We start from the raw sequence: 24,441 nt of genomic DNA on the forward strand, positions 1-24,441 counted from the left end.
TGCGTAAAGTGGGCCAGCAAATTCAGCTGGATTCCACAGCTTTCGCCTGGAGCCAGTTTTCCATCGCTTCAAAAGCATGCTGCGCATCCGAGTAGCCCTGACGGTAGAGCTGATCAAGTTTCACGGGATCACGCTCTGCCCGTTTTACTTTAATATCCTGTGACGGGCGGATGACGAACACTTTGCCTTCCCGCTCAAGCTGTTCGATTTCTTCCAATTGATCATTATAATGTTTCCAGCGGATTTCAAGTGCATGAGTAAGTCCCATATAGTCCTTGTAAAAATAGCGGCCCGTTTTTCTGAAGCGCGAAGGTTTCCTGCGGTACCCTTTGCTTTTCGTCAGCACGATCACCGGCTTCTCTACACCGTCCGCGAGCGCCTTTTTGAACGGTACCGGATCTGCTACGCCGCCGTCCATCAGCTGATGGCCATTGTATGTAACGGCTTTGGACATGAAAGGCAGGGAACTGGAAGCGCGGATGATCGACAGGATGTCTTTCGGGCTGCCATTTTTTTCGAAATAAACCGGTTCCCCGGTTACGCAATCCGTCGTGCCGATGACAAACCGCTCTTTTGCTTCATGAAAAGCAGGGAAATCGAACGGCACAAGTTTGTTCGGAATCTGATCGAAAATCAAATCCATTCCGAACAACTCTCTTTTTTGCATGAGGTTGCGCAGTGAAATGTAATCAGGGTGGCGCACGAAATCGACCATCACCGATTTGTTTCTTCCCGGCTGTCTGGAGATATAGGAAGCCGCATTGCAGGCGCCGGCCGATACGCCGATGACATACGGGAAATAACGGTCTTTTTCCATGAAATATTCCAGTACGCCGGCGGTATAAATCCCTCTCATGCCGCCGCCTTCCAAAACTAATCCACTGTCGTACATATCGATCCCTCCATCTCAAGTTAACGGATCTGCATTTCCATTTATTTTCCTACATCATAACACATAATTTATTCTTCCTATAAAGGTTATTTTTTGGGAATTTTGATGGTACACTGTGAAGAAAAGGGAAGCAGCTAAAAGGAGTGTTGGCAGATGTACAGCAAAATATTATTGGCGGTGGATGGTTCGGACCATTCCCTTCGCGCCGCAAAAGAGGCAATCACTATTGCGGGAAACAATGGGGATTCACAAATCACCATCGTATATGTAGCAGACCACGACGATGCAAAAAACGATGTGCTGCACAGCGGAAGTTCAGTGGAACTGGACCTCCAGCGCCGTAAGAAACTTCAGCCAGTGGAGGAAAAAATTGCTGAAGCAGCAATTAAATATCGTGTGAAGATTTTGCATGGCAGTCCGGGGCCGGCTATAGTCGAGTATGCTAATTCGGAAAGCTTCGATATTCTGGTCATCGGCAGCCGCGGTCTGAACTCGCTGCAGGAAATGGTGCTGGGCAGCGTCAGCCACAAAGTGGTGAAACGCGCAAACTGTCCTGTGCTGATTGTGAAATAGTAGAAGATTAAAAAGAGCGCCGAGGCGCTCTTTTCTTCATAATCTGGAGGGTCTAGTTTTCCAGGTAGCGATATAAGGTGGATTTGCTGATGCCGGTCTTTTCCTTGATTTCTGCAAGACTATATTTCTTGCTTTCATACATCTCAATCGCTTTTTTTACATTAGCGTCCGGTTTTCTCGGCCGTCCCGCGTGCATGCCTTTTTCCTTGGCTACAGTCAGGCCGGCTTTTGTTTTGGCACTGATCGAATCGCTCTGAAAATCCGCGAGGCATTGGACGATTTTCTGGAAACTGTATAATTTATCCGGATCGGTATCGATCTGTTCCCTGTGCGAATATAATGTGCACCCTTTCTGCTCCAGTAAATCCAGCAGTTCCATCAGGTGACGCGTTGAATCAGCCAGCACATGAAGGCTTTTCACCATCAGCTGGTCATCAGATTTGAGATGATCCAGCAGCTTTTTCAGTTCCTCTCTTTTCTTTGGAGAAGAGTGGCTTTCAACATAAGTTTCGGCACAGTTCATATTAGTGAACAGCTCTTTTTGCTTGCCGCAATCAATATCCCCTTCTATGGGTCTCGCATAGCCAATCTTCACGGTTAAAACTCCTCGTCTAGCATATTGCTTTCATTATAACATATTTATTTGAAATGAAAGGACCAAAAAGGTTCCATTTTCGGATTACGGATGATACACTATTCTCATTGTGAAATCGTAGTTCCGTAATTCGGGGCAACACTCAAAATTAGACAACAAGAGGAGAAAAATATCGTGGGTGAAACTTTAAAAAAAGAATGGTTCGGAAATATACGGGGCGATATTCTGGCGGGAACTGTCGTTGCCTTAGCATTAATCCCTGAAGCCATTGCATTTTCAATCATTGCAGGCGTCGATCCGATGGTCGGCTTGTATGCATCATTCAGTATAGCCGTCATCATCGCTTTTGTCGGTGGACGGCCCGGCATGATTTCAGCAGCAACCGGCGCTATGGCACTGTTGATGGTGCCATTGGTGCAGGATCACGGACTTGAATACTTACTTGCAGCAACCATCCTGACAGGGGTCATTCAAATTTTGTTCGGCGTCTTCAAAGTCGCAAAAGTGATGAAGTTCATCCCGCGCGCGGTCATGATCGGCTTCGTCAATGCACTCGCCATCCTGATCTTCATGGCGCAAGTGCCGCATTTCCTGGGCATCAATACCATTACGTATGTGTTTGTAGCCATTACTTTGGCGATCGTTTATATCGTTCCACGGTTTTTCAAAGCCATTCCGGCACCGCTGATTGCGCTTGTATTGCTTACAGCTGTAGCAATCTATTCGGGTTTCGAGATGCGCACAGTGGGAGATTTGGGAACCATCAGCCAGACACTTCCAGCATTTTTATTGCCGAATGTGCCTTTTAATCTGGAAACTTTGATGATCATCCTGCCGTATTCATTGGCATTGGCGGTTGTCGGATTGCTTGAAACCTTATTGACGGCGAATATCGTCGATGACATGACTGATACGGAAAGCAATAAAAATAAAGAAGCACGCGGCCAGGGAATAGCCAACTTCGTAACGGGATTCTTCGGCGGAATGGCGGGCTGTGCCATGATCGGCCAGTCGATCATCAATGTTAAATCGGGGGGCAGAGGCCGTTTGTCGGCTCTGGTCGCCGGTGCCTTGCTGATGTTCCTGATCATCGTATTGGGTGACGTTGTCATTCAAATTCCGATGCCGGTACTTGTCGGCATCATGATCATGGTATCGATCGGAACATTCGACTGGAAGTCGTTCTCTTATTTGAGAAAAGCGCCAAAAGCGGATTCGATTGTAATGGTGGCTACAGTGGCGATTGTCGTTTATACCCACGATCTGTCAATGGGTGTACTGGCTGGTGTATTATTGAGTGCGATTTTCTTCGTGGCCAAAATTTCGAAGATCAAAGTGCAGAAACGATTGCTTGATGCCACGCATTATCATGTGGAAGGCCAATTGTTCTTCGCTTCTGTCGAAGATTTCCTTGAGAAATTCGACTACGGCATCACGGGTGAGAAAGTGGTCGTCGATTTCACCGATGCCCACATCTGGGATGATTCTGGCGTCGGCGCCGTTGACCGTGTCGTCCTGAAGTTCAGGGAGAATGGCAATCAAGTCGATATTGTCGGACTCGATACAGGCAGCCAGCAGCTGATTGACCAGCTGGCGATCTTCAAGAGTGATACAGCTAAGTTGCCGACACATTAAATAGCTTTATGTAACAGCCTTTCTTATATAGTAGAAAGGCTGTTTTTCTATGGGCAAAAAATGGCGTAGGGACAATTCTGTATCTGCAAATCGAGTGGATTGCGCTAATCGCCCGCAACCCCTTTGTCCCGCTCTCTCCAAGCATAAATCTGCATGATTCCAATCAGGAAAAAACCTTTTTCAGATTTTATTGAAAAAAATGTGATCTAAAAATGATCCGCCTGCGTTATACAGTCAGAACGAAAAAATAAAACAGGAAAAAGGAGAGATTCATGATGAAAATGAACAAACTTTTAGTAGCACTTCCACTTAGCTTGGCAATGTTGGTACCAACGGCGGCTCTTGCCGACAGCCACGGATCACATTCGAGCGGAACCAATGAATCAGCGCAAACAGCTGTAGCGACGGATACAGCAGCGGCTGAACTTCGCATCCAATTGGATACGGTTCTTACGGAACATGCTTTCCTGGCAGTTGAAGCAATGAGAAAAGGTGTTGACGGCGCTGATGACTTCGAAAATGCTTCAAACGCATTATTGGCAAATTCAGATGATCTTACAGCAGCAGTAGCTTCAGTCTACGGTGAAGAAGGCGGAGCGGCATTCCAGGAAATCTGGAACTCGCATATCGGCTATTTCGTTGACTATGTAAAAGCAACAGCTGCAGATGACCAGGCTGCAAAAGACGAAGCTTTGGCTCAACTTGAAGAATACAAGAAAAAACAGTCAGAGTTCTTCGATACAGCAACTGAAGGACGTTTACCTGCAGCAGCAGTTCAAGAAGGATTGGACATGCACGTTGATCAGCTGATCAAAGCATTTGACGCATACGCTACAGAAGACTTCGAAACTGCATACACTTTAGAGCGTGAAGCAATTCACCATATGAGCATGTTTGCTGAAACATTATCAATCGCAATCGCTGATCAATTCCCGGAATTGGTGGATGGCACAAACCCTGATACTCCGGCAATCGATTTGCGCGCAACTTTGAATTACACATTCACTGAGCACGCAGGGCTGGCTGTAATGGCTATGCAGGACGGTGCTGATGGCGCAGCAAGTTTCGATCAGGCGGCTGGAGCATTGATGGCTAACGCTGATGACCTTTCAGCAGCAGTAGCTTCGGTTTATGGTGAAGAAGCAGGAGCACAATTCGCTGAAATCTGGGGCTCGCATATCGGCTACTTCGTTGATTATGTGAAAGCGACTGGAGCTGGGGACACTGAAGCACAGGAGCAGGCGAAAGCTGATCTTGATGAGTACATTGTGGAACAGGCAGCATTGCTTGATGCAGCAACAGAAGGACGTGTTCCGGCTGATGCTTTGGAAGAAGGTTTGACAACACACGTCAGCCAATTGCTTGGATCATTTGATGCTTATGTAGCTGGTGATTATGAAACAGCTTACGCTGAAATGCGTTCTGCATATGCACATATGACAATGCCGGCAGCTGGATTGTCAGCAGCCATCACGGATCAATTCCCTGAACAATTCGGTGGAGCTGAAATGCCTGAGAAAATGCCTGCAACTGGTCTTGGCGGAGCTGAAGGCGGAACAATCCCTTACCTATGGATCTTCGCTGGATTGATGCTTGCAGCTTTGACAACAACTATGGCGTTCAGAGCACGCAAACAATAATATATAGCAGAAAGTTATAAACCGGCCAGCTGATGGCCGGTTTTTTCTTTGGATAATAAAATCTCGGACGACAATTAAAGAGTGGATTTTTTTGATAAAAAAAGGATGTTTTTCAGAAACTATTGACATTTTAAAGGAGGTTCTAAATAATGGAAAAACAAGGGGGATCCAAAAGATGATTAGAGAGAAACATTCGAAAACCAGATTTACAGCAGGTGACAATTCATGAACCTTTCCAAAGAAACACCTGAATCACGTTTGAATCCGTTTATATCAATATGGACGAGGCCGCGCCAAACCGTGCGCCAAATGATTGAAGAAAAGAATTCACGCCTTATTTTTCTGCTGGTGGTACTGTCAGGCTACACGGCTATATTAACCACTGCCCTAGATACTGATGCAGATGAAACCTTTGGAATCCCTGGGCTTCTGATCGGCGGATTGATCATCAGCCCTTTACTGGGAGCAATCGGTCTTGCAATCGGATCTTTGATTTCCATACTGGTGGGCAAGATTTTTAAAGGGACCGCCACTTTTGATGAAATGTACCGCGCCCAGCTTGCTGGCCAAATTCCGCAGATGTGGTTGATTCCTGTGTTGCTGATTTGGATTTTCTTTCTGCCTTCAAGCTATTTCAAATCTTTTGAAGAACAATACAGCGGAATGGATTTAGGGCTGAATATCGTATTATCGGTGATTTTATTTGTCCTGTCGATGTGCACCTTGTTCTACCAGAGCAAAGCGATAGGTGAAGCACACGGACTGTCTGCCTGGAAAGGCTTTTTCATTATCCTGATTCCAATTGCAGCGGTCATTGTATTATTATCACTGATTTTTGTGCCTATGATTTTTTCGCTATGACAATAAAGCCTTTTCCGGTCAAAACGGAGAAAGGCTTGTATTTATGAAGATTAGTTCCGGAGGGAACCAGGGTATTTAGTATTGTTTAAGGTTATACATACACATATATATAATTTCTTCATATAGTTTAAACGGCTTCTTTGATATGATAGTCCCATTGGAAAAGTTTCAAAGGATTTGTGCACAATAAAGGGAATGGGTGGACTCGCATGATGGATGTTGCTAAAAGAAATAACGTGAAAATTACGGGGCAAGGAAAAACAGCGATTATATTCGGTCACGGCTTCGGCTGCGACCAATTGGTGTGGAACGAAGTCATTGATCAATTTAAAAACGATTATAAAGTGATCACATTTGATTACGTCGGTTCCGGCCAAAGTGATAAAACAGCTTATTCACAAGAGCGGTACAGTGATTTGTACGGTTACAAACAGGATTTGCTGGATGTCTGTGATTCCCTCGAAGACGATAGCTTCATCTTCGTCGGACACTCGGTCAGCAGCATGATCGGGATGCTTGCCTCGATTGAACGTCCTGAATTATTCAGCAAGCTGGTGATGATCGGGCCGTCCCCGCATTATCTGAATGAACCCGGCTATCAGGGCGGCTTCGATAAATCGGATATTAGCGAGCTGCTGGATATGATGGAAGTGAATTATAAAGAATGGGCAAAATATTTAGCGCCGGTAGTAATGAGCAACGAGGACCGTCCAGAGCTGGCGGAAAACTTTGAGCAGCTGCTTTGTTCAAATGATCCGAAGATCGCCCGTCAGTTTGCGGAAGTGACTTTTACTTCCGATATGCGTTCGGAGCTCAGCAAACTCACAGTGCCGACATTAATCATGCAAACTCAATTCGATGCCATTGCACCCCTTGAAGTGGGGCAGTATGTGCACGACCATATTGCCGATAGCCGGCTGGTCATCATGAAAGCCATGGGCCACAACCCGCACATAAGCGATGCCGCAGAAACGGCCGCAGTCATCAAAGAGTATTTGGCTGGTTAGGAGATGAGTTGATGGAGGAACAATTGAATTTCGCCCCAGTGGGCTATCTGGTGATGGACCAGGACTTGAAGATTATTGAGATGAACCGGACAATGATTGAAATGTCCCATGTTGAATCCGCTCCCACTCATATGCATGATTTGCTGACCATTGCTTCAAGAGTCTACTTTCAAACTTATTTCATTCCGGCAATCATTACGCACGGGGCTGTCAGTGAAATGTTTTTGAGGTTGAAAGGCCCTGATGGACCGATCCCTGTATTGATGAACACCCGTAAACGGAATGAGCTCTTTGAATGTGCCTTTATGCAGGTGCCCATCCGAAATGAATATGAAAATGAATTATTGAACGCCAAACGGGAAGCGGAACAAATCAGCCATGCGACAGCAGAAGCGAACAGCGAGCTTCAATTATTGCTGGATGAAGTGAAATACAAACAGGAAGAATTGAATATAATGAATGGGCGGCTGAGGGAAATGACAAATACAGATGTATTGACAGGACTCAAAAACCGCCGTTATCTGGAGGAATTCCTGCCAGGTCTCATTGCAGAAAGCAATTTGACATTATTGATAATCGATATTGATTTTTTTAAAAGGATCAACGATACATTCGGCCATCATGCGGGAGATGTGGTTCTGAAGGAATTAGCAGAAGTGCTGACCAGGACGATTGGAGATGATGGTTTTGCCGCGCGTCTTGGCGGTGAGGAATTTGTTGCCGTATTACCTCAAATGGAGCTGAGCGAGGCTCAAGAAATTGCGGAAAAAATTCGCTTTAACGTGGAAATGCATGACTGGCCCTATCAGCCGATTACCGTCAGCATCGGCGTGGCAAGCAATTCAGACTGTATTTCTTTTCCCGATTTACTGAATGAAGCGGATACAGCTTTATATAATTCTAAAAATGCAGGACGGAACCGTGTATCGGTTTCTTCCTGAACGTCGAACCTTGCCACCGTGGCAAGGTTTATTTTTATTTTTGTATAATTTTTAAGCTCTTATCTTAGGAGATTGGTCTTAAGTTTGTTAGTATGAAATTAGCATTGTAAAAGGAAAATAGCGATTTTATTGCAAGGGGTGATGACGTAAATGACTGAAACGAAAGAGTCCGCTGCTCAGCTGGTCAGAAGGAATAACGTTAAAATTGGGGGACAAGGACAGAAAGTTCTAGTGTTTGCCCATGGCTTCGGCTGCGACCAATATGTGTGGGATAAAATTGCGCCAGCTTTCGAAACAAAATATAGAGTTGTACTTTTCGATTACGTCGGTTCCGGTCAAAGCGATAAATCTGCATATAATAAGGAAAGATACCGGACATTGGAAGGTTATAAACAGGACCTTCTGGAATTATGCGATGCCTTGTCGCTTGAAAATATAGTGTTTATCGGCCATTCAGTCAGCAGTATGATCGGCGCTCTTGCCGCAGTCGAACGTCCTGAACTGATGAAAAATCTGATCATGATCGGGCCATCTCCATACTTTTTGAATGAACCCGGTTATCACGGCGGATTTGAAAAAGCTGATATTGAAGGCATGCTGCAGATGATTGAAGGTGACTATAACGAGTTCGCGCGTTTCTTATCCCCAGTTGTCATGCAAAACGCTGCCCGGCCACATCTGGCAGCTGAGTTTGAACAACTGCTGTGTGCGAACGATCCGGAAGTGATGCGCGATTTTGCGGAAGCAACTTTCCTGGCGGATGTTCGTGAAGAATTGGAGAAAGTGAAAGTGCCGACTTTGATCCTGCAGACACGGGGTGACGCGGTCGCACCTGAAGCTGTCGGTGAATACGTACATAGCCGGATTGAAAACAGCGAGTATAAATTGATGGATGCCGAAGGCCATAGCCCGCATGTAAGCGATGCGGAAGAAACCATCAGCAAAATAGCTGAATACCTATCTGTTTCTTGAGTCTTTCGCTTTTTACAAGATAATATTTTTTCGAGTTTATCTAAAAGCAGTACACTGAACTTCACTCTACAGGTATAATAAATTCAAATAACATTGAATGCTAGCTCATGGAGGTACTGATGGATAAATATTATGAAGTTTTGGGACAGCGTGTCATAGATGATAAATACCTGATTGCGGAACTGATCAACGAAGAAGTCATGAAGGATTCGGAACCTGACGATATGGTCCAAAATGAACAATTCATCAAGCAGGTCATAGAAGCCCGAGCAGGTTTCGTAGAATTGCTCGGAACTTCCCTGATAAATTCCTGTGACGAAAAAAAGGTTTACGAAGCCATTGATTCCTGGGGCTTCGCAACTGGCCGCTATTTCCTGGAAGCGAATATGATGCTGGACGCAGCTCTTGCTGAATCTTCTTTATACCGCAAACATTTGGCGAAATTGATCAGAAGTGAAGGGAAACTTCAAAGTATCCCTATGGAGACTTTGTTCGATGGGATGGAATTTTTCCATACACTTTTGGATCACGCTATGTATTCTTACAGCAGCGCCTATATCGATGCATATCAGGAAAGACTCACTGCAGCGCGACAGGAATTTTTCGAACTTTCCGCTCCAGTGGTGCCGATCGCTGATAAAGTAGCGATTTTGCCGCTTGTTGGAGATCTTGAAATTGACCGTGCTCAGTTCATCCTTGAGAAAACACTGACAGCTGCCAATAAACTCCGGATTTCCACATTGGTGATCGACCTGTCCGGCGTAGTCAAAGTGGATTCAATGGTGGCTGAACAAATCATTAAGATTGTTCAGGCACTCAATATGGTGGGTGTTAAAGCGATTTTGACCGGCATCCGTTCAGAAATTGCGATTACGCTGTCCCAATTGGCTATCGACACGCGTTCACTCGTAACGGGCGGCAGCTTGAAGCAGACACTTGAGAAGCTTGATTTCACTAAATTATAATTGAACACGAAAAAACGCTGAAGCGCGATGCTCCAGCGTTTTTTTCGTTCATATGAATTAAGCCCGGATATTGCCGGCTTCGAGAAGCTGACGTAGGGTGACAGTTTCTTCGTCGTTCAACGGAATCATCGGCAAGCGGACTTTGCCCGTCTCGACGCCGAGTAATTGTAAAGCAGTTTTTACCGGTACAGGGTTTGGTGCTGCAAACAGCGCGTTCATGACCGGAAGCAGTTTGCGGTGCTGGGCTGCCGCTTCTTTGATGTTGCCGCTTGTAAAGTTTGTGATCATCTCCTGCATTTCATTGCCGATGATATGGGAAGCCACGGAAACGATGCCATCCGCGCCAATTGCCATCAGCGGAAGCGTCAAACCATCGTCGCCGCTGTATACCGTAAAGCCGTCCGGCGTGCCATCGATGATCATTGACGCAGCGTCAAGGTTGCCGCTGGCTTCTTTGACAGAGACGATGTTGCTGACAGCGGACAAACGGATGATTGTTTCAGGTGCCATATTGACAGCGCTGCGGCCGGGGATGTTGTAAAGCATGATCGGCAGGCGAGTTGCTTCGGCAATGGCTTTGAAATGCTGGAATAAGCCTTCTTGCGCGGGCTTATTATAATAAGGCGTGACAAGCATGATGCCATCGACACCTGCTTCTTCCGCTTGCTTTGTCAACGCAATCGATGAACGGGTATCGTTTGAACCGGTTCCTGCTATGACGGGAATGCGGCCGTTCACTTTCTCTGCAGTAAATTTGAACAGCGCCAATTTTTCAGCTGCCGTCAAAGTCGGCGATTCACCGGTAGTGCCGGCAACGACGAGGCCGTCAGAACCGTTGGCGATGAGGTGCTCTATCAATTTTTCTGTGGCTGGAAAGTCAATATCGCCGTTTGCGTCAAAAGGCGTGACCATCGCAGTGATGATTTTTCCGAAGTTCATAATATCCCATCCTTTATTAATTTTTTTAGTTCGATCCGAGGTGTGGTCATCTGCTTAGTGCCACATCAGAAATTATCTATGGCCATAAAAAAAGCAGCGGCGAAGGGCCGCTGCTGCTGCGCAAACACAAACGGGATGTGTTGCTGTGCGTCAGATAGCCCTCCATGCGTCAAAAGCCGCATGACAATCCGGCATCTCTTAAATGCAGGACCAGCAACGGAAATCAGGGGCTTTCCGCCGCTTCGGCAAATATCCCTTCCGGCAGAAGTCGGCGGAGCCCGTGCTCCTCAATCTGCTTACTGATGATAATTGCGCCTCTATCCTCACTTCCCTGTAAAGGAAGCAAGAACTATTGAATTAGCTCGACTTTATCAAAATACGCTGTTATTTGCAAGAAGAATCGGGTATTGAAAGACAAGGCCAGCACTCAGGGCAAGCAGAATTGGGGGAGAACAGCATGAAGGAATTTGAAGGCGACCAATATTTGAATATCGCGACAGAAGGCACACAGTGGATTTCTGAAGCCACACTTCACCACAACAGGTATGAACCAACCCCATATTTGCATTTAAAGGAATTATTCAATCGCCATCCTCTTGGCGTCGACGATGGACTGGTGGATTTCGGCAGCGGCAAAGGACGGCTGAATTTTTATGCGCACGACCGCTTCGGCTGCCGTTCCACAGGCATTGAGCTGAATACCAGCTTTTTTACGGAGGCGCTGAAAAACCTCGAAACTTATAACCGTAAAGGAAAAAATCATAGAGCTGCAGGGCGCATCGACTTCCGTGAAGGCTTAGCTCAGGACTATCATATTCAACCGGAAGATACGGTCTTTTACTTTTTCAACCCTTTTTCTGAGCAGATATTCATGAAAATCGTAGACAATATTCTATTGTCCGCTGAAAACTTTCCGAGAGATCTGACAATCATCCTCTATTATCCTTCCACCGAATACATCGACTATCTGGAACGCGGCAACCTGTTTAAATTGAAGGAACAAATTGGTTTGCCGGAATTCAATAAAGATCCTTCAGAGCAATTTTTAATTTACAAATATACTCAGCAAGAGATTTAACGAATCTTACAAATGGGTATAAACAATTGAAATGAGACAGAAACGGATGTGGTCCTATGAAGTGGAGAGGCCGGAGAGGCAGTGCGAATGTAGAAGACAGAAGAGGAAGCGGCGGAGGTAAAGGATTGGCAGTCGGCGGCGGGCTCGGCGGTATTGTGCTGATCCTGATCGTGACATTCCTCGGAGGAGATCCGGGCATCCTGCTTGATGGTATGGGCGGAAATGGTTCCGGCGGCAGCAGTACAGGTGAACCTTATCAGGCGACCGAACAGGAAGAAGAATTGGCTGACTTCGTATCTGTCGTACTCGCGGATACGGAAGAAGTGTGGACCGAAGTTTTTGCAGAAGAAGGCATGCAATATGAAGAGCCGACACTTGTCCTCTTTACGGACAGTGTACAGTCCGCCTGCGGTACTGCCGGTGCGTCGGTGGGTCCTTTTTATTGTCCTGCAGATTATAAGCTTTATATCGATTTGGATTTTTACGGTGAATTGCAGCGTCAATTCAATGCGCCTGGTGATTTTGCCATGGCGTACGTCATTGCCCATGAAGTCGGGCATCATGTGCAGAATCTGCTCGGCGTGATGCAGGAAGTGCAGCCGCTGCGCAATCAATTGAGTGAAGAAGAATACAATAAGGTGCAAGTGCAGCTCGAGCTCCAGGCGGATTATCTGTCGGGCGTCTGGGCGCATCATGCCCAGCAGATGGGCTATCTTGAAGAAGGCGACCTTGAAGAAGCGCTGACGGCTGCGGCGGCAGTCGGAGATGACACTATCCAGATGCGGTCTCGCGGCTATGTTGTGCCGGAAAGCTTTACGCACGGCACCAGCGAACAGCGCAAGGAATGGTTCTACAAAGGCTTTGAAGCGGGCAACCTCGATGAAGGCGACACCTTCAGCGCAGACGGATTATAAGAAGCTTTTGTGAAACCTGCTGAAATGGGATGCGCAGGATTGATATTTTCCGCCCAGTAATCCATTATATAGAATAGACAGTCTTTTCTTAATTAAATATATTAAATTAACAGGCTAGAGAAACCGATATTGCGCAAAACAGCTACGAAGACATTAGCCGAAGCATGCGAGGCTAAGTCTTTGTGACGAAGAAGCGCAGCGATGCAGAGACAGGAGCACGATTTTTAAGTCGTGGAAATGCAGGAACAAACTCTTCGTCTTCGCTGTTTTGCTCCATATCTCTAGAGATTTCTCTAGCGCCGGCGCGCCTCTGGACTGGGCGAAGCAATAAGACAAGTGTACTTCTTGGCTTATTGCGGGAGCCTTGTCCTAAGCGCCGAAGCGTCATTCTAAATGATGTTTTAATTTAATATAGTTAATATGAGAAGAAATAAATTCTATGAAGGAAGTAAACCCATGCAAGAAGAAAATATCACACGCCTGCAATATGGCGATAAAGAATTGATCCTGATCGGTACAGCCCACGTCTCCAAACGGAGCGCCGAACAAGTTAAAGAAGTGGTTGACGCTGAACAGCCGGATTCCATCTGCATCGAATTAGATGCCCAGCGCTATCAATCGGTCACGGACAACAGTAAATGGAAAGAAACCGATATCTTTAAAGTGATCAAAGAAAAGAAATCGAGTCTCCTGTTGATGAACCTGGCAATCTCTTCGTTCCAGAACCGGTTGGCCGATCAATTCGGCATCAAACCGGGGCAGGAGATGATTCAGGGCATCGAATCGGCAAAAGAAACGGGCGCCGAACTTGTGCTGGCAGACCGCAATATCCAAGTGACGTTTTCACGGATTTGGGGCAATATCGGTCTATGGGGCAAAGTGCAGCTGCTGTCGTCGGTATTTTTCAGCATCTTCTCAAAAGAAACGATTTCTGAAGAAGATCTCGAGAAGATGAAATCCCAGGATACACTGAGTGCAGTTATGGACGATTTCACGAAAGCCTTCCCGCGCCTGAAAACGCCGTTGATCGATGAACGTGACCAGTATCTTGCGCAGAAAATCAAAGAGGCACCAGGCAAAAAAATCGTCGCAGTGCTCGGCGCGGCTCATGTGCCGGGGATCACGAAAGAAATCCACAACGAACATGATCTTGAAAAACTTTCTGAAGTGCCGCCAAAATCGAAATGGCCAAAAATCATCGGGTGGGCGATTCCGCTGCTCATCATCGGAATCATCGCTTATACCTTTGTCGCCAATCCCGCAGCAGGACTTGACCAGACGATCAGCTGGATTCTGTGGAATGGTACATTGGCCGCAATCGGCGCCACCATAGCATTCGGCCATCCACTCGCCATCCTGACGGCGTTTGTCGCTGCCCCGATTTCTTCGCTTAATCCGCTTGTGGCGGCAGGCTGGTTCTCGGGACTGACGCAGGCGTCGATCCGCAAGCCGAATGTCGGTGATTTCGAAACGCTGTCAAAAGATGTTTTTACCCTCAAGGGTTTCTGGGACAATAAAGTCACGCGTGTCCTGCTTGTTGTTGTTCTGACGAATCTCGGCAGTTCCCTTGGAACGTTCATCGGCGGCGCAGATGTCATCCGGCTGTTTTTTGAGAATATCTGATACTGCTAACCTGTCCAGCTTTAACAGCGGGCAGGTTTTTTAATGTGGAAAAACAATGGAGAACAATACAAACATCCAACTTCTCCGTTTTATTGGAAAAGAAAGCTGTCCCAAATGTAAATAGGTTATGCAAGGATTATATACATATGAAGAAGAAAAAAAGATTTGCACATTTACAGCATTTTCAAGTTTATAGAGTGGACATTTCAAACGATTAAGTTATACAATACTTATACAAGAAAAGAAGGAAGGTTATATTATGAATTACATATTAGAGCGGAGCAAATTGTTTATTTTTCTGATTTTCATCTTTATGCTGGTGGGGGTTTATACCTTTCTGACTTTGCCGCAGCGTGAAATTCCGGAAACACCGCCGGGACTTGTGCTGGTGTCGACGATTCTGCCGGGCGCCGGACCTGAAGAAGTGGAGCGGTCGATTACTGTGCCGCTGGAAAACGAAATCCAGAAAGTGGATGGAATTTCATCCATCCAATCCATTTCTTCCAATTCGGCTTCCATCATCACACTGGAAATTGAAGATGGCGTTGAGCCGGACGGGCTGATCAATTCAATCCAGCAGGAAGCGCAGAGCGCCTCGGGCAATTTTCCGGATCAGGCACAGGAAACTTCTGTCGAAAAGCTTGATCTGACATTCCCGCTGGTGTCGTATATGTTTTACGGCGACCGCACTGAACTGGAAGGCATGAAACAGGCGCTGGCTGATTTGTCTGAAGACGTGGAAGCGGTGTCTGGAGTCGCAGGCACTACCGTCAAAGGACTGAACGATCAGCAGATTCTGATCGAACTGGACAGTGAAGCCCTCGCCGAGAATAATCTTCAGCCATTTGCCGTGCTCGAATCGCTGCAGCAGGCCAATCAGCCGCTGTCGCTTGGCACGCATGATAATGGCAATGAGCGTCTTGTATTGACGGTCAGCCAGGAAGAAGGCATTGAAAAACTGGAGCAATTGCAGGTCGGCCAGGCTGCTGTGCCGCTTAGTGAAGTGGCGGTGATTGAAACCGTGGACCAGGAAACTTCCGACATTGTCACTTTTGAAGGAGAAGATGCCATCTCCTATACCGTTTTCCTTCAGACCGGCCAGGACGTGCCATCTGTTGATAAACGTGTGACAGACGTGATTGAAGAGTTCAATGAAAATCTGCCAGCCGGTGTACAGGCCAATAAATACGAATCCCAGGCTGATAATGTTAATGAAATCTTCAGCGGGCTCTATATTTCATTGTTGATAGCTGTTTTAGCCGTACTTATCACCACGACCGCGGGCCTTACTTTATTTGGCGCCTTCGCAGTGGCATTGACGGTATTGGCTTCGGTATTGATCGGGCTGATTCCGATTCCTTACATGGGCGTCGATTTGAACCAGATTTCGGTCATCGGCCTCATCATCGCCATCGGGATACTGGTGGATGACAGCATTGTCGTCAATGATAATATCCAGCGGCGTTATAAATTGGGCGACTCTGCGCGTGCAGGAGCGATTAACGGCGTGCGTGAAGTCTATCCATCCATTATTTCGTCCAGTTTGGCGATTGTTGTAACATTTTCACCATTATTGCTGTTATCAGGCGGCAACGGAGCATTCATCAAGGCGCTGCCAAGTATTCTGATCACAACAATCATTGCATCGACAGTCCTGTCGATTACTTTGGTGCCGATGATGCAATATTTGAAAACGAAACGAAAAGCGAAAAAAATCTCCGATACACCGGGATTCCTTGGCAAACCATTGGAAAAGCTGGCTGTATTCTATTCGGAAAAAGTATTGCGCGGCGTGTTGAAACGGCCATTGTGGGTCGGGATCGGCGGACTTGTGATTGCGACAGGCTTATTATCACTCGCGTTGTTCACACCGTTTGAATTCTTCCCGGAAGCTGACCGTGAGGAAGTGACGATGAATGTCCGCCTGGCGGAAGGAACGCCGATTGAAGAAACGGACGCATTTATCACGGATGTCACCGAAACTCTTGCAGAAGAGGATGAAAATATCAAAGAGCTGGCAATCTTTACAGGTGACGGGCTGCCGAATCTGTTTGCCTCATCGATGGATAACACGGGTTCAAATACCGGTCAGGTTGCGATCCGCGTTAATCGCGACAACACATCCGCTTCCGCGTTCATCGATAAATGGGAACCGGAACTGCGCGAACGGTATCGGGATGCAGAAATTTTCCTTGATACGATTGTCCAGGGCCCTCCAGTCGGAGCGCCGGTGACAGTCACTATTACAGGCGAAGATATTGAGGAACTTGAAGGTCTCCGTGATACATTGAAAGAGCAGATGCTGGATAATGGAGCGGATATCGTTACGGATAACCTGGGCGATCCTGTGCCGGCCATTGAATATCAGCCGGACACTGACGTCCTTGAAAGCAACAGCATTGCGCTCAGCACTGTAACGAACCAGCTGCAGCTGTTGACGCAAGGCATTCCGCTTTATTCGATCTATGAGAACAATGAATTCTATAACGTCGTCCTGAAACAGGCGGGGATAGAGGAAGGGGAAGAAATCGACCTTTCGGAATTTGCAGTACCCGCAGCTGGAGGACAAGCTCCGCAGCAAGGGCCGCCGCAATTGATCCCGCTGAATGAGCTGCTGGATGTGAAAGAGACGACTGCAATCGCCCAAGTGCCGCATGAAAACGGCGACCGCGCTATTACATTGCGTGCATTCGGGAGCACGGATAATTTTGAAGCTGACATGCTGGAAGTGGTCGATGCTCAAAGGGCTGACCTAGCGGAAGGGTATGAAATTTCCACGGGCGGCGAAAATTCCGATCAGGAAGCGTTCTTTGCGGAAATTGGCATTCTCTTCCTGGTTGTATTGCTGCTGGTTTATCTGGTCATCGCGTTCCAGTTCAAATCATTCGCTTTGCCATTCCTGGTACTGATTGCGGTCTATCTCGGAATTTCAGGCGCGATCCTTGGTTTGTTCCTGACGCAGACACCGCTAAGCTTCCTGGGTGTCATGGGGATTGTCTCCTTGACGGGGATTGTCGTCCGTAACGCAGTTGTGCTGATCGATTTCGTGGAGACACGACGTTTGTCAGGCGACTTCTCCATTAAAGAAGCGATTTTGGAATCCGGTTACGCGCGCATCAAGCCGATCATTTTGACAACGATCACTTCGATTGTTGCATTGATTCCGGTCGCCTTGTCGGGTGATCCGTTATTTGAACCGCTTGCGGTTACAATCATTGCCGGACTGGCTTTCTCGAGTCTATTCACATTAGTGATGATTCCGGCTCTTTACCTGGTGTTCTACCGCATCAGCCACCGTAGAGAGAACGCGAAAGCTTAACATTTCGCAGCACAGCCGGGGACGGGCTGTGCTGCTTTTTTAATTCGCGATGGCGATTAGTTGAAACCGATGAGGGTAACTAGGATAATAGAACGCGGATTAGACTAAAAAAAGCGGATTATTGATACAAAGAGGTGAAGCTATTGGCAAGTAAGCACGATGTCCACGATAAAAAAGATATAAAAATAGGGCCGCTGCTTGCGGTGCTGATGGCAGGCGTCTTTGTCGCAATCCTGAACCAGACCTTGCTGGCAACGGCATTGCCGCATATTATGGATGATTTGGAGATTACCGCGAATACTGCGCAGTGGTTGACGACGGTGTTCATGCTCGTCAATGGCGTCATGATTCCGGTAACCGCCTTTTTAATCGGCAAATTTTCCACGCGGTCTTTATTCCTGACAGCGATGGGCCTATTCACCATCGGCACAATCGTAGCGGCATTTGCGCCTGGATTTTCGATTTTGATGATCGGCCGTATCATCCAGGCTTCGGGAGCGGGTATTATGATGCCGCTGACCCAGACCATTTTCTTCGTCATTTTCCCGATTGAGAAAAGAGGGCAGGCGATGGGCTTGTTCGGCCTCGTCATTTCCTTCGCGCCGGCCATCGGACCGACGTTGTCGGGCTGGATTGTGGGTCAGTATCCATGGCGCGCATTATTCTATATTGTCATCCCGATTGCCCTGATCGATTTGATCTTTGCTTATTTCTTCCTGAAGAATGTCACGAAGCAGACTTTCCCTAAATTGGATATTTTGTCGGTTATGCTGTCGACATTCGGTTTCGGCGGTATACTGTACGGCTTTTCAAGTGCCGGCACGACCGGATGGGGAAGTTTACCGGTTCTTGTGTCAATCGCAATCGGAGCGGTTTCACTGTTCCTTTTCATTCAGCGGCAGGGCCGTTTGAAGGAACCGCTTCTTGAATTCCGTGTCTTCAAATACAAGATATTCACGTTATCTACAATCCTCAGTGTCATCGTTTTTATTTCCATGATCGGAAGTGCCACAATCCTGCCGATCTATATGCAGGATATGCACGGTTTCACTGCGCTCGAATCCGGCCTGATGCTGCTGCCGGGCGCCATCATCATGGGAATCATGAACCCGATTACCGGCCGCGTTTTCGACGCGTTCGGCGGCAAATGGCTGGCCATCATTGGCCTCTCGATTGTTACCGTCAGCACCTTCCAATTTACGGTGCTGACTGCTGAAACTTCATTCACTTATTTAACGGTGATGCATGCCATCCGGATGTTCGGCGTTGCCATGGTGATGATGCCGGTGACGACCGCTGGACTCAATCAGCTGCCTGAAAGGCTCATTCCGCACGGCACTGCCATGAGCAATACGATGAGGCAGGTTTCGGGTTCGATCGGAACCGCCTTGCTTGTCACCATCATGACCAGCACTGCGCTCGATCCTGAGCAATTCGGGGTACAAGGGCTGATCCGTGGTGTGAATATCTCCTTTATCGTAGCTGGAATTCTGAGTCTTATCGGTGTATTTCTTTCCTTTTTCCTTAAGAAAGCAGCGCCGGCAGCTGAAGGCGAATAAAACCGGGAATGACGGCAACGCCAACATTTCCCGGGATATATCAATTCAATTATGAATTTTCATCCGATTGGAAATACGGTTAATTTATCGTTTTGTAACATAATGTACATTTACTTATTCGATTTGCTTTGATAAGATGTCAGACGACGGATGAGTTAGACATTTATTAGCCTAATTTTCTGATAAAATACTATTTATGAGGTGAAGTTGTGAATATATTATGGGGCATCTTCGGCATTTTCGTCGTTCTGGGACTTGCCTTCCTTTTATCCGACGGGAAAAAATCCATTAAGCCACGGACAATTTTAGGTGGATTAGCGATTCAAATCGGCTTCGCGTTCATCGTGCTGGAATGGGAATACGGCCGCGAAAAACTTAATCAGCTTTCTGACGTTGTCAATAATGTAATCGGTTACGCGGGGGAAGGGATTGCCTTCGTATTCGGTCCAGCAGCCGACACAGAAGGGTTTGGCTTCGTCTTCGCTTTCCAAGTGCTGACGATCATCATCTTCTTCTCTTCTTTAATTTCTGTGCTGTATTATCTTGGCATCATGCAACTCGTCATCCGTTTTCTCGGCGGCGCGATTTCGAAATTGCTTGGAACAAGTAAAGCGGAATCGATTTCCGCTTCGGCGAACATTTTCGTTGGCCAGACGGAAGCACCGCTTGTTGTGCGTCCGTTCCTTGCAGGAATGACGAAATCAGAGTTGTTCGCAGTTATGACGGGTGGACTTGCCTCGGTCGCAGGTTCTACACTTGCGGGTTACGCACTTCTTGGCGTTCCTCTTGAATACTTGCTTGCGGCAAGTTTCATGGCGGCTCCAGCCGGATTAATCATGGCGAAAATCATGATTCCGGAACAAGAGGAAATTGAGGAAAAAGAATTTAAGCTTGAAAAAGACAGAGAATCTGCAAACGTAGTAGATGCTGCCGCACGCGGAGCATCTGACGGTTTGCAATTAGCATTGAACGTCGGTGCGATGCTCTTGGCATTTATCGCGCTCATCGCTTTACTCAACGGATTGCTTGGCTTTGTCGGAGGTGTTGTCGGATTCGAAGGTCTGACTATCCAGCAAATTCTTGGCTTCGTCTTTGCCCCGCTTGCTTTTGCAATCGGTGTACCTTGGGCTGAAGCAGTCCAGGCAGGAAGCTTCATCGGACAAAAACTCGTATTGAACGAATTTGTCGCTTACGTTTCCTTTACTGCGGAAATGGCAGACTTGTCACCAAAAACTGTCCTTATTGTCAGCTTCGCACTATGTGGTTTCGCAAACTTGAGTTCCCTGGCAATCTTGCTGGGAGGACTTGGCGCACTTGCACCAAGCCGCCGTCCACAAATCGCAAAACTCGGTATGAAGGCAGTAGCTGCCGGAGCACTCGCTTCACTTTTGAGCGCTTCGATCGCTGGTATGTTCTTCTAATCAATAAAATAATCGGCCACACGCATTTTTGCGTGTGGTTTTTTTGATGGGGAAATTTTGGGGAAGTGATCACAGGATCAGTGACTTTGTAAGTTTGTGGGTTTTTCGGTTTCCCGCTTTTTCGCTTTTCGCCGTGGCGGAAAGCATCCGTTCGAGGGTTTTGGGTGTGCGATATTAGATGGTGGATTGTGGCGAATTCAGCGGGCGTGCGGGTAAATCGAAAACCGTTGAATGGATTTGCATTTCGCTGGGCGAAATGCGAGGAAGGGCGGGATGGTGATGGGCGAGTGGTTTTTTTAGGGGGAATGGGTTGGAAAAGGTTCCTTTTTTGAAGAGATGTTAAAGGAAAGCTCAAGTGATTGAATGGATTTGCATTTCGCTGGGCGAAATGCGATGAAGGACGGAATGATGATGGAGAATTGGGTTTTTTAAAGAGAATTGGGTTGGAATGCGATGTTTTTTGTATGAGAAGAAGCTTTAAGGGGGGATGTGAGGCTTTTCGCTCGGCGAAAAGCTTCTTTTTGGGGTTATTGGGTGGTGGTGAGAGGTGGGATTGGGGTAAGAAAAATGGTTATGCGCGATTAGAAAAAAATACGCGCGATTAAAAATTTATATGCGCGATTAGAAAAGAATATGCACGATTAAAAAAATTTGCGAGCGATTAAAATATTTTATGCGCGTTCCGGTAAAAAAGGCGAAAAAAAGAAGAGAGACACATTAATCTCTCTTCTTTAAGCTGTATTTTCTGGCTTTAGACTCTCCTGAGGTTTCCAAATCATATTGCGTCAATAACCTCGTAGCAACTGATCGCGATTCCACACCACACCACTCACGAAATGCCTGATTGGTAATATGGGTGTCGATCAGTGAAAAATATTCTCGTAACGCAAATTTATGCGCCTGACGATCCCGGTGCCCACAACCCGCGCATTGCCAGCTTTTCTTTATTCGTTTCATGCCGTACTTCTGACATTCTGTACATTGAATGCCCCGGCGGATTTCATTCGCTTCAATATAATATTTACTGCATAAAGGGGTTCTCAGATAAGGGGAATTCGCGCTGATCAGCTGCTTTTTGATTTTCGGCAGTTTCAGCGGTTCGGCTTCAAGGGGGAAAGCCTTTAGGATTTGCAATAGATATTCAGGCATCTGGTAGACTTTGCAGATGTGTTTGCTTTTTGGCCTGACAATGAATTCACAGCTCTTCGGGGTGAAAATGATAAGTCCGCTGACAGGCAGTTTGATTTTCTTCAGCTGGAACCATGCCGCCAGGAAGCGGATATTCTTGTTTAACTGGATACGGGGATCCTTCATTACATTTTTGACGTTTTCGTCGTCGAAACGGTAGAATTCCCCGGTCTGCCCATCAAAATGGATTTTGCCGCTGATGTTCTTTGAATCCATGATGATAGCGCAGCGTTCGGTCAACAGCAAGCCGTCCATCTGTATTTTCCAGTCGCCCATCGCAAGACTGACGTCCCAGAGTACATGGAATTCTTCATGCGAATGAAATTCAACAAAGTGTTTCCTCATCCGATCTTCTCCTCGGACACCTGCTGCAATTTGCCGCTGCTCGCCTGCAAGATAATGGCGCTGTGGGTGTGCATTCGTCAAGCGGCCAATCAAAAATCCGATTGCATCTTCCGTGCACAGTAAATCCAAGCATTCTTTTTCCATATAACACCTCTTTTCCAAATATTACTTGAAGTATAGCATTTGTCTGCGAGAATGAATCGCCCCTTTAAAAATATAGTTGAAAGCAAACCGAAACCGTTGCTCGGATGGCATTTCACTGCGTGAAATGCGTTTAAAACCGAAACCACCGAATGCCCTGCATTTCACTGCGCGAAATGCGATAAAACCGGAAATCGGCTATTGCGTTTTGCCTTATTCGGACCAACCCCAAACCCTTGACGCAACGCTGTTTTTGGATTACACTTCTATCTTGGCTTACCTGAATTTATTCAGGCAGAGCGGGTAGGGAGAGGGCTAATTTAATAGAAGGTTATCGATATGTATAATTGGATGGATCGTTTTTTCGGTCTTAAAGAAAATGGTACATCGGTTAGGCGTGAGCTATTGGCAGGGCTGATCGGCTTTTTCACCGTGGTGTATATTATCGCGGTCAATTCGCTGATCCTGTCGGAATCCGGCATGCCGATTGAAGCGGCCATCATCGCGACAATCGGGGCATCTGTTTTTGGTGCGCTCGTCATGGGATTCTGGGGCAACGTTCCGATCCTGCTGATTCCAGGCATGGGCATCAACGCATTGTTTTCGTATACGCTGGTGCAGGCGATGGGCCTTACCTGGCAGGAAGCGCTCGCGGTCGTATTCGTTTCCGGCGCGATTTTTGTCGCTGTGGCGTTTACGCGTTTTGCCAAAGTGCTGAGTGCTGCGGTGCCGCATTCGCTGAAAGAGGCGATTACAGTAGGTCTGGGTTTATTCCTGATGCTGCTGGGCCTTGAAAAAGGCGGAATCGTCATCAATGGCGAAGGTTCAATTTTGGCGCTTGGATCGGTTTCCGATCCGCTGGTGCTGTCGACCGCTTTGACGTTCGTAATCGCCATCGTTTTGTTCATCCGCAATGTGCCGGGGAATTTCCTCATCACGATTGTGGCCGGGACAGTGATCGCCTTTTTATTCGGCATGATCGATCTCAGTCAGCTGAATGAACCGGCGATGAGCGCATCAGAAGCGTTTGCCGGATTCGGCGCGTTAAGTTTCACCAGCTTCCTGACCATGGGATTCTGGGTAGCGGTTTTCTCGCTGACAATGGTCCTGGTGTTTGAGAACATCGGCCTTGTTCATGGACAGGTTAATTTCATTGAACGTCCGGAGAAATACAAGCGTGCATTCCAGGCAACGTCCATCGGTTCGATGGCTTCCGGCGTTTTTGGAACCAGTCCGACAGTTGCCAGTGTCGAAACTTTAGCGGGCATGGCGGCAGGCGGACGCACAGGTTTGACGGCCATTACAACCGGCTTGCTGTTTCTTGGCGCTGCATTTTTCATTCCTGTCATCAAATTGATCCCGGACAGTGCGATTGCACCGATCCTGATCATCATTGGCGCATTGATGCTGCAGAACATCAAGGACCTTGATATGAAAGATATGAGCGAGAGCATCCCGGCGTTTCTGATCATCGTCCTTATTCCGTTTACGTACAGTATCGCTGACGGCATCGCCATCGGCTTTATCATGTATCCGTTATTGAAGGTCGGTCTCGGCAAATGGCGCGAAGTCACACCGGCGCTTTATGTGATCGCCGCATTGTTCCTCGCGAATTATATTTTCCAGGTCATTGGGTGATTAAAGAAAAGCGACGGCAAGAGATAGGCCCAAACTTGTTTGGGCCTATCTCTTGCGACGAAGCAGCGATGCAGGAGCAGCCTTGTCCCCCTAAACGCTGGGTCGCCGGAGACTGGACACTAGAAAAGCGACGGCAGCCGTTTAGCTCTGAAAAGCATAAGACAGATTAGCGAAGTGGCCTTGGCCGCGCAGCTA

At 47.1% G+C, this 24,441-nt stretch carries 20 protein-coding genes and 1 riboswitch; of the genes, 16 read left to right on the plus strand and 4 right to left on the minus strand.

What is annotated here, in order from left to right; translation table 11 throughout:
* Nucleotides 1-22: 22 nt before the first annotated feature.
* The gene (locus CXF70_RS08400; RefSeq protein WP_101802263.1) at nt 23-892 is read right to left on the minus strand and encodes a patatin-like phospholipase family protein; all 870 of its coding nucleotides are present in this window, start codon (nt 890-892) and stop codon (nt 23-25) included.
* Between the two features lie 153 nt (nt 893-1,045).
* Here CXF70_RS08400 and CXF70_RS08405 point away from each other — a divergent pair, with 153 nt between their 5' ends.
* Nucleotides 1,046-1,465 (plus strand): universal stress protein, encoded by a 420-nt coding sequence (locus CXF70_RS08405; protein WP_084243860.1) that lies wholly within the window; start codon nt 1,046-1,048, stop codon nt 1,463-1,465.
* Nucleotides 1,466-1,517: 52 nt separating this feature from the next.
* On the opposite strand, the gene CXF70_RS08410 is transcribed toward CXF70_RS08405, so the two are convergent.
* Nucleotides 1,518-2,060: a recombinase family protein gene (locus CXF70_RS08410; RefSeq protein ID WP_101802264.1), complete on the minus strand. Its 543-nt coding sequence runs from the start codon at nt 2,058-2,060 to the stop codon at nt 1,518-1,520.
* Nucleotides 2,061-2,234: 174 nt separating this feature from the next.
* On the opposite strand from CXF70_RS08410, the gene CXF70_RS08415 reads away from it, so the two are divergent.
* The 7 genes from CXF70_RS08415 (at nt 2,235) to CXF70_RS08445 (ending at nt 10,081) form a co-directional block, all read left to right on the plus strand.
* The gene (locus tag CXF70_RS08415) at nt 2,235-3,695 is read left to right on the plus strand and encodes a SulP family inorganic anion transporter (RefSeq protein ID WP_101802265.1); all 1,461 of its coding nucleotides are present in this window, start codon (nt 2,235-2,237) and stop codon (nt 3,693-3,695) included.
* Between the two features lie 275 nt (nt 3,696-3,970).
* On the plus strand, nt 3,971-5,335 hold the full coding sequence (locus CXF70_RS08420) for a copper amine oxidase (RefSeq protein ID WP_101802266.1): 1,365 nt from the start codon (nt 3,971-3,973) through the stop codon (nt 5,333-5,335).
* 225 nt (nt 5,336-5,560) lie between these two features.
* Entirely contained in the window at nt 5,561-6,196 is a 636-nt protein-coding gene (locus CXF70_RS08425; RefSeq protein WP_101802267.1) for a YIP1 family protein, read from the plus strand.
* A 209-nt stretch (nt 6,197-6,405) separates the two neighbouring features.
* The gene (locus tag CXF70_RS08430; protein WP_101802268.1) at nt 6,406-7,203 is read left to right on the plus strand and encodes an alpha/beta fold hydrolase; all 798 of its coding nucleotides are present in this window, start codon (nt 6,406-6,408) and stop codon (nt 7,201-7,203) included.
* Between the two features lie 11 nt (nt 7,204-7,214).
* Complete coding sequence (locus tag CXF70_RS08435; protein ID WP_101802269.1) at nt 7,215-8,144, plus strand: GGDEF domain-containing protein; 930 nt, start codon at nt 7,215-7,217, stop codon at nt 8,142-8,144.
* A gap of 150 nt (nt 8,145-8,294) precedes the next feature.
* Nucleotides 8,295-9,116: an alpha/beta fold hydrolase gene (locus CXF70_RS08440; protein ID WP_101802270.1), complete on the plus strand. Its 822-nt coding sequence runs from the start codon at nt 8,295-8,297 to the stop codon at nt 9,114-9,116.
* Between the two features lie 119 nt (nt 9,117-9,235).
* Nucleotides 9,236-10,081, plus strand: a complete 846-nt coding sequence (locus CXF70_RS08445; protein ID WP_158241170.1) for an STAS domain-containing protein — start codon at nt 9,236-9,238, stop codon at nt 10,079-10,081.
* Between the two features lie 57 nt (nt 10,082-10,138).
* On the opposite strand, the gene dapA is transcribed toward CXF70_RS08445, so the two are convergent.
* Nucleotides 10,139-11,020, minus strand: coding sequence for a 4-hydroxy-tetrahydrodipicolinate synthase (gene dapA, locus CXF70_RS08450; protein ID WP_084243868.1), 882 nt, complete (start codon nt 11,018-11,020; stop codon nt 10,139-10,141).
* A 147-nt stretch (nt 11,021-11,167) separates the two neighbouring features.
* Nucleotides 11,168-11,348: riboswitch (Lysine riboswitch) on the minus strand.
* A gap of 129 nt (nt 11,349-11,477) precedes the next feature.
* Here dapA and CXF70_RS08455 point away from each other — a divergent pair.
* From CXF70_RS08455 to CXF70_RS08485, 7 genes are all read left to right on the plus strand, one after another.
* Entirely contained in the window at nt 11,478-12,098 is a 621-nt protein-coding gene (locus CXF70_RS08455; RefSeq protein WP_101802272.1) for a class I SAM-dependent methyltransferase, read from the plus strand.
* Between the two features lie 56 nt (nt 12,099-12,154).
* Nucleotides 12,155-13,012 (plus strand): KPN_02809 family neutral zinc metallopeptidase, encoded by an 858-nt coding sequence (gene ypfJ / locus CXF70_RS08460; RefSeq protein WP_101802273.1) that lies wholly within the window; start codon nt 12,155-12,157, stop codon nt 13,010-13,012.
* Nucleotides 13,013-13,468: 456 nt separating this feature from the next.
* Entirely contained in the window at nt 13,469-14,635 is a 1,167-nt protein-coding gene (locus CXF70_RS08465) for a TraB/GumN family protein (RefSeq protein WP_101802274.1), read from the plus strand.
* A 259-nt stretch (nt 14,636-14,894) separates the two neighbouring features.
* Nucleotides 14,895-17,954 (plus strand): efflux RND transporter permease subunit, encoded by a 3,060-nt coding sequence (locus CXF70_RS08470; RefSeq protein ID WP_101802275.1) that lies wholly within the window; start codon nt 14,895-14,897, stop codon nt 17,952-17,954.
* Nucleotides 17,955-18,163: 209 nt separating this feature from the next.
* The gene (locus CXF70_RS08475; RefSeq protein ID WP_101802309.1) at nt 18,164-19,513 is read left to right on the plus strand and encodes a DHA2 family efflux MFS transporter permease subunit; all 1,350 of its coding nucleotides are present in this window, start codon (nt 18,164-18,166) and stop codon (nt 19,511-19,513) included.
* 209 nt (nt 19,514-19,722) lie between these two features.
* Nucleotides 19,723-20,934 (plus strand): NupC/NupG family nucleoside CNT transporter, encoded by a 1,212-nt coding sequence (locus tag CXF70_RS08480; RefSeq protein ID WP_101802276.1) that lies wholly within the window; start codon nt 19,723-19,725, stop codon nt 20,932-20,934.
* Between the two features lie 359 nt (nt 20,935-21,293).
* A complete protein-coding gene (locus CXF70_RS08485) occupies nt 21,294-21,539 on the plus strand; it encodes a hypothetical protein (RefSeq protein ID WP_101802277.1) in 246 nt (81 codons plus the stop codon).
* 112 nt (nt 21,540-21,651) lie between these two features.
* Here the strand turns inward: CXF70_RS08485 and CXF70_RS08490 are convergent, their stop codons facing one another.
* On the minus strand, nt 21,652-22,611 hold the full coding sequence (locus tag CXF70_RS08490) for a nuclease-related domain-containing protein (RefSeq protein WP_233208582.1): 960 nt from the start codon (nt 22,609-22,611) through the stop codon (nt 21,652-21,654).
* 336 nt (nt 22,612-22,947) lie between these two features.
* Here CXF70_RS08490 and CXF70_RS08500 point away from each other — a divergent pair, with 336 nt between their 5' ends.
* A complete protein-coding gene (locus tag CXF70_RS08500; RefSeq protein WP_101802279.1) occupies nt 22,948-24,246 on the plus strand; it encodes an NCS2 family permease in 1,299 nt (432 codons plus the stop codon).
* Nucleotides 24,247-24,441 lie beyond the last annotated feature (195 nt).

Origin of the sequence: Planomicrobium sp. MB-3u-38 (assembly GCF_002836425.1) — a bacterium.
In the GTDB taxonomy this organism is placed as follows: Bacteria; Bacillota; Bacilli; order Bacillales_A; family Planococcaceae; genus Planococcus; species Planococcus okeanokoites.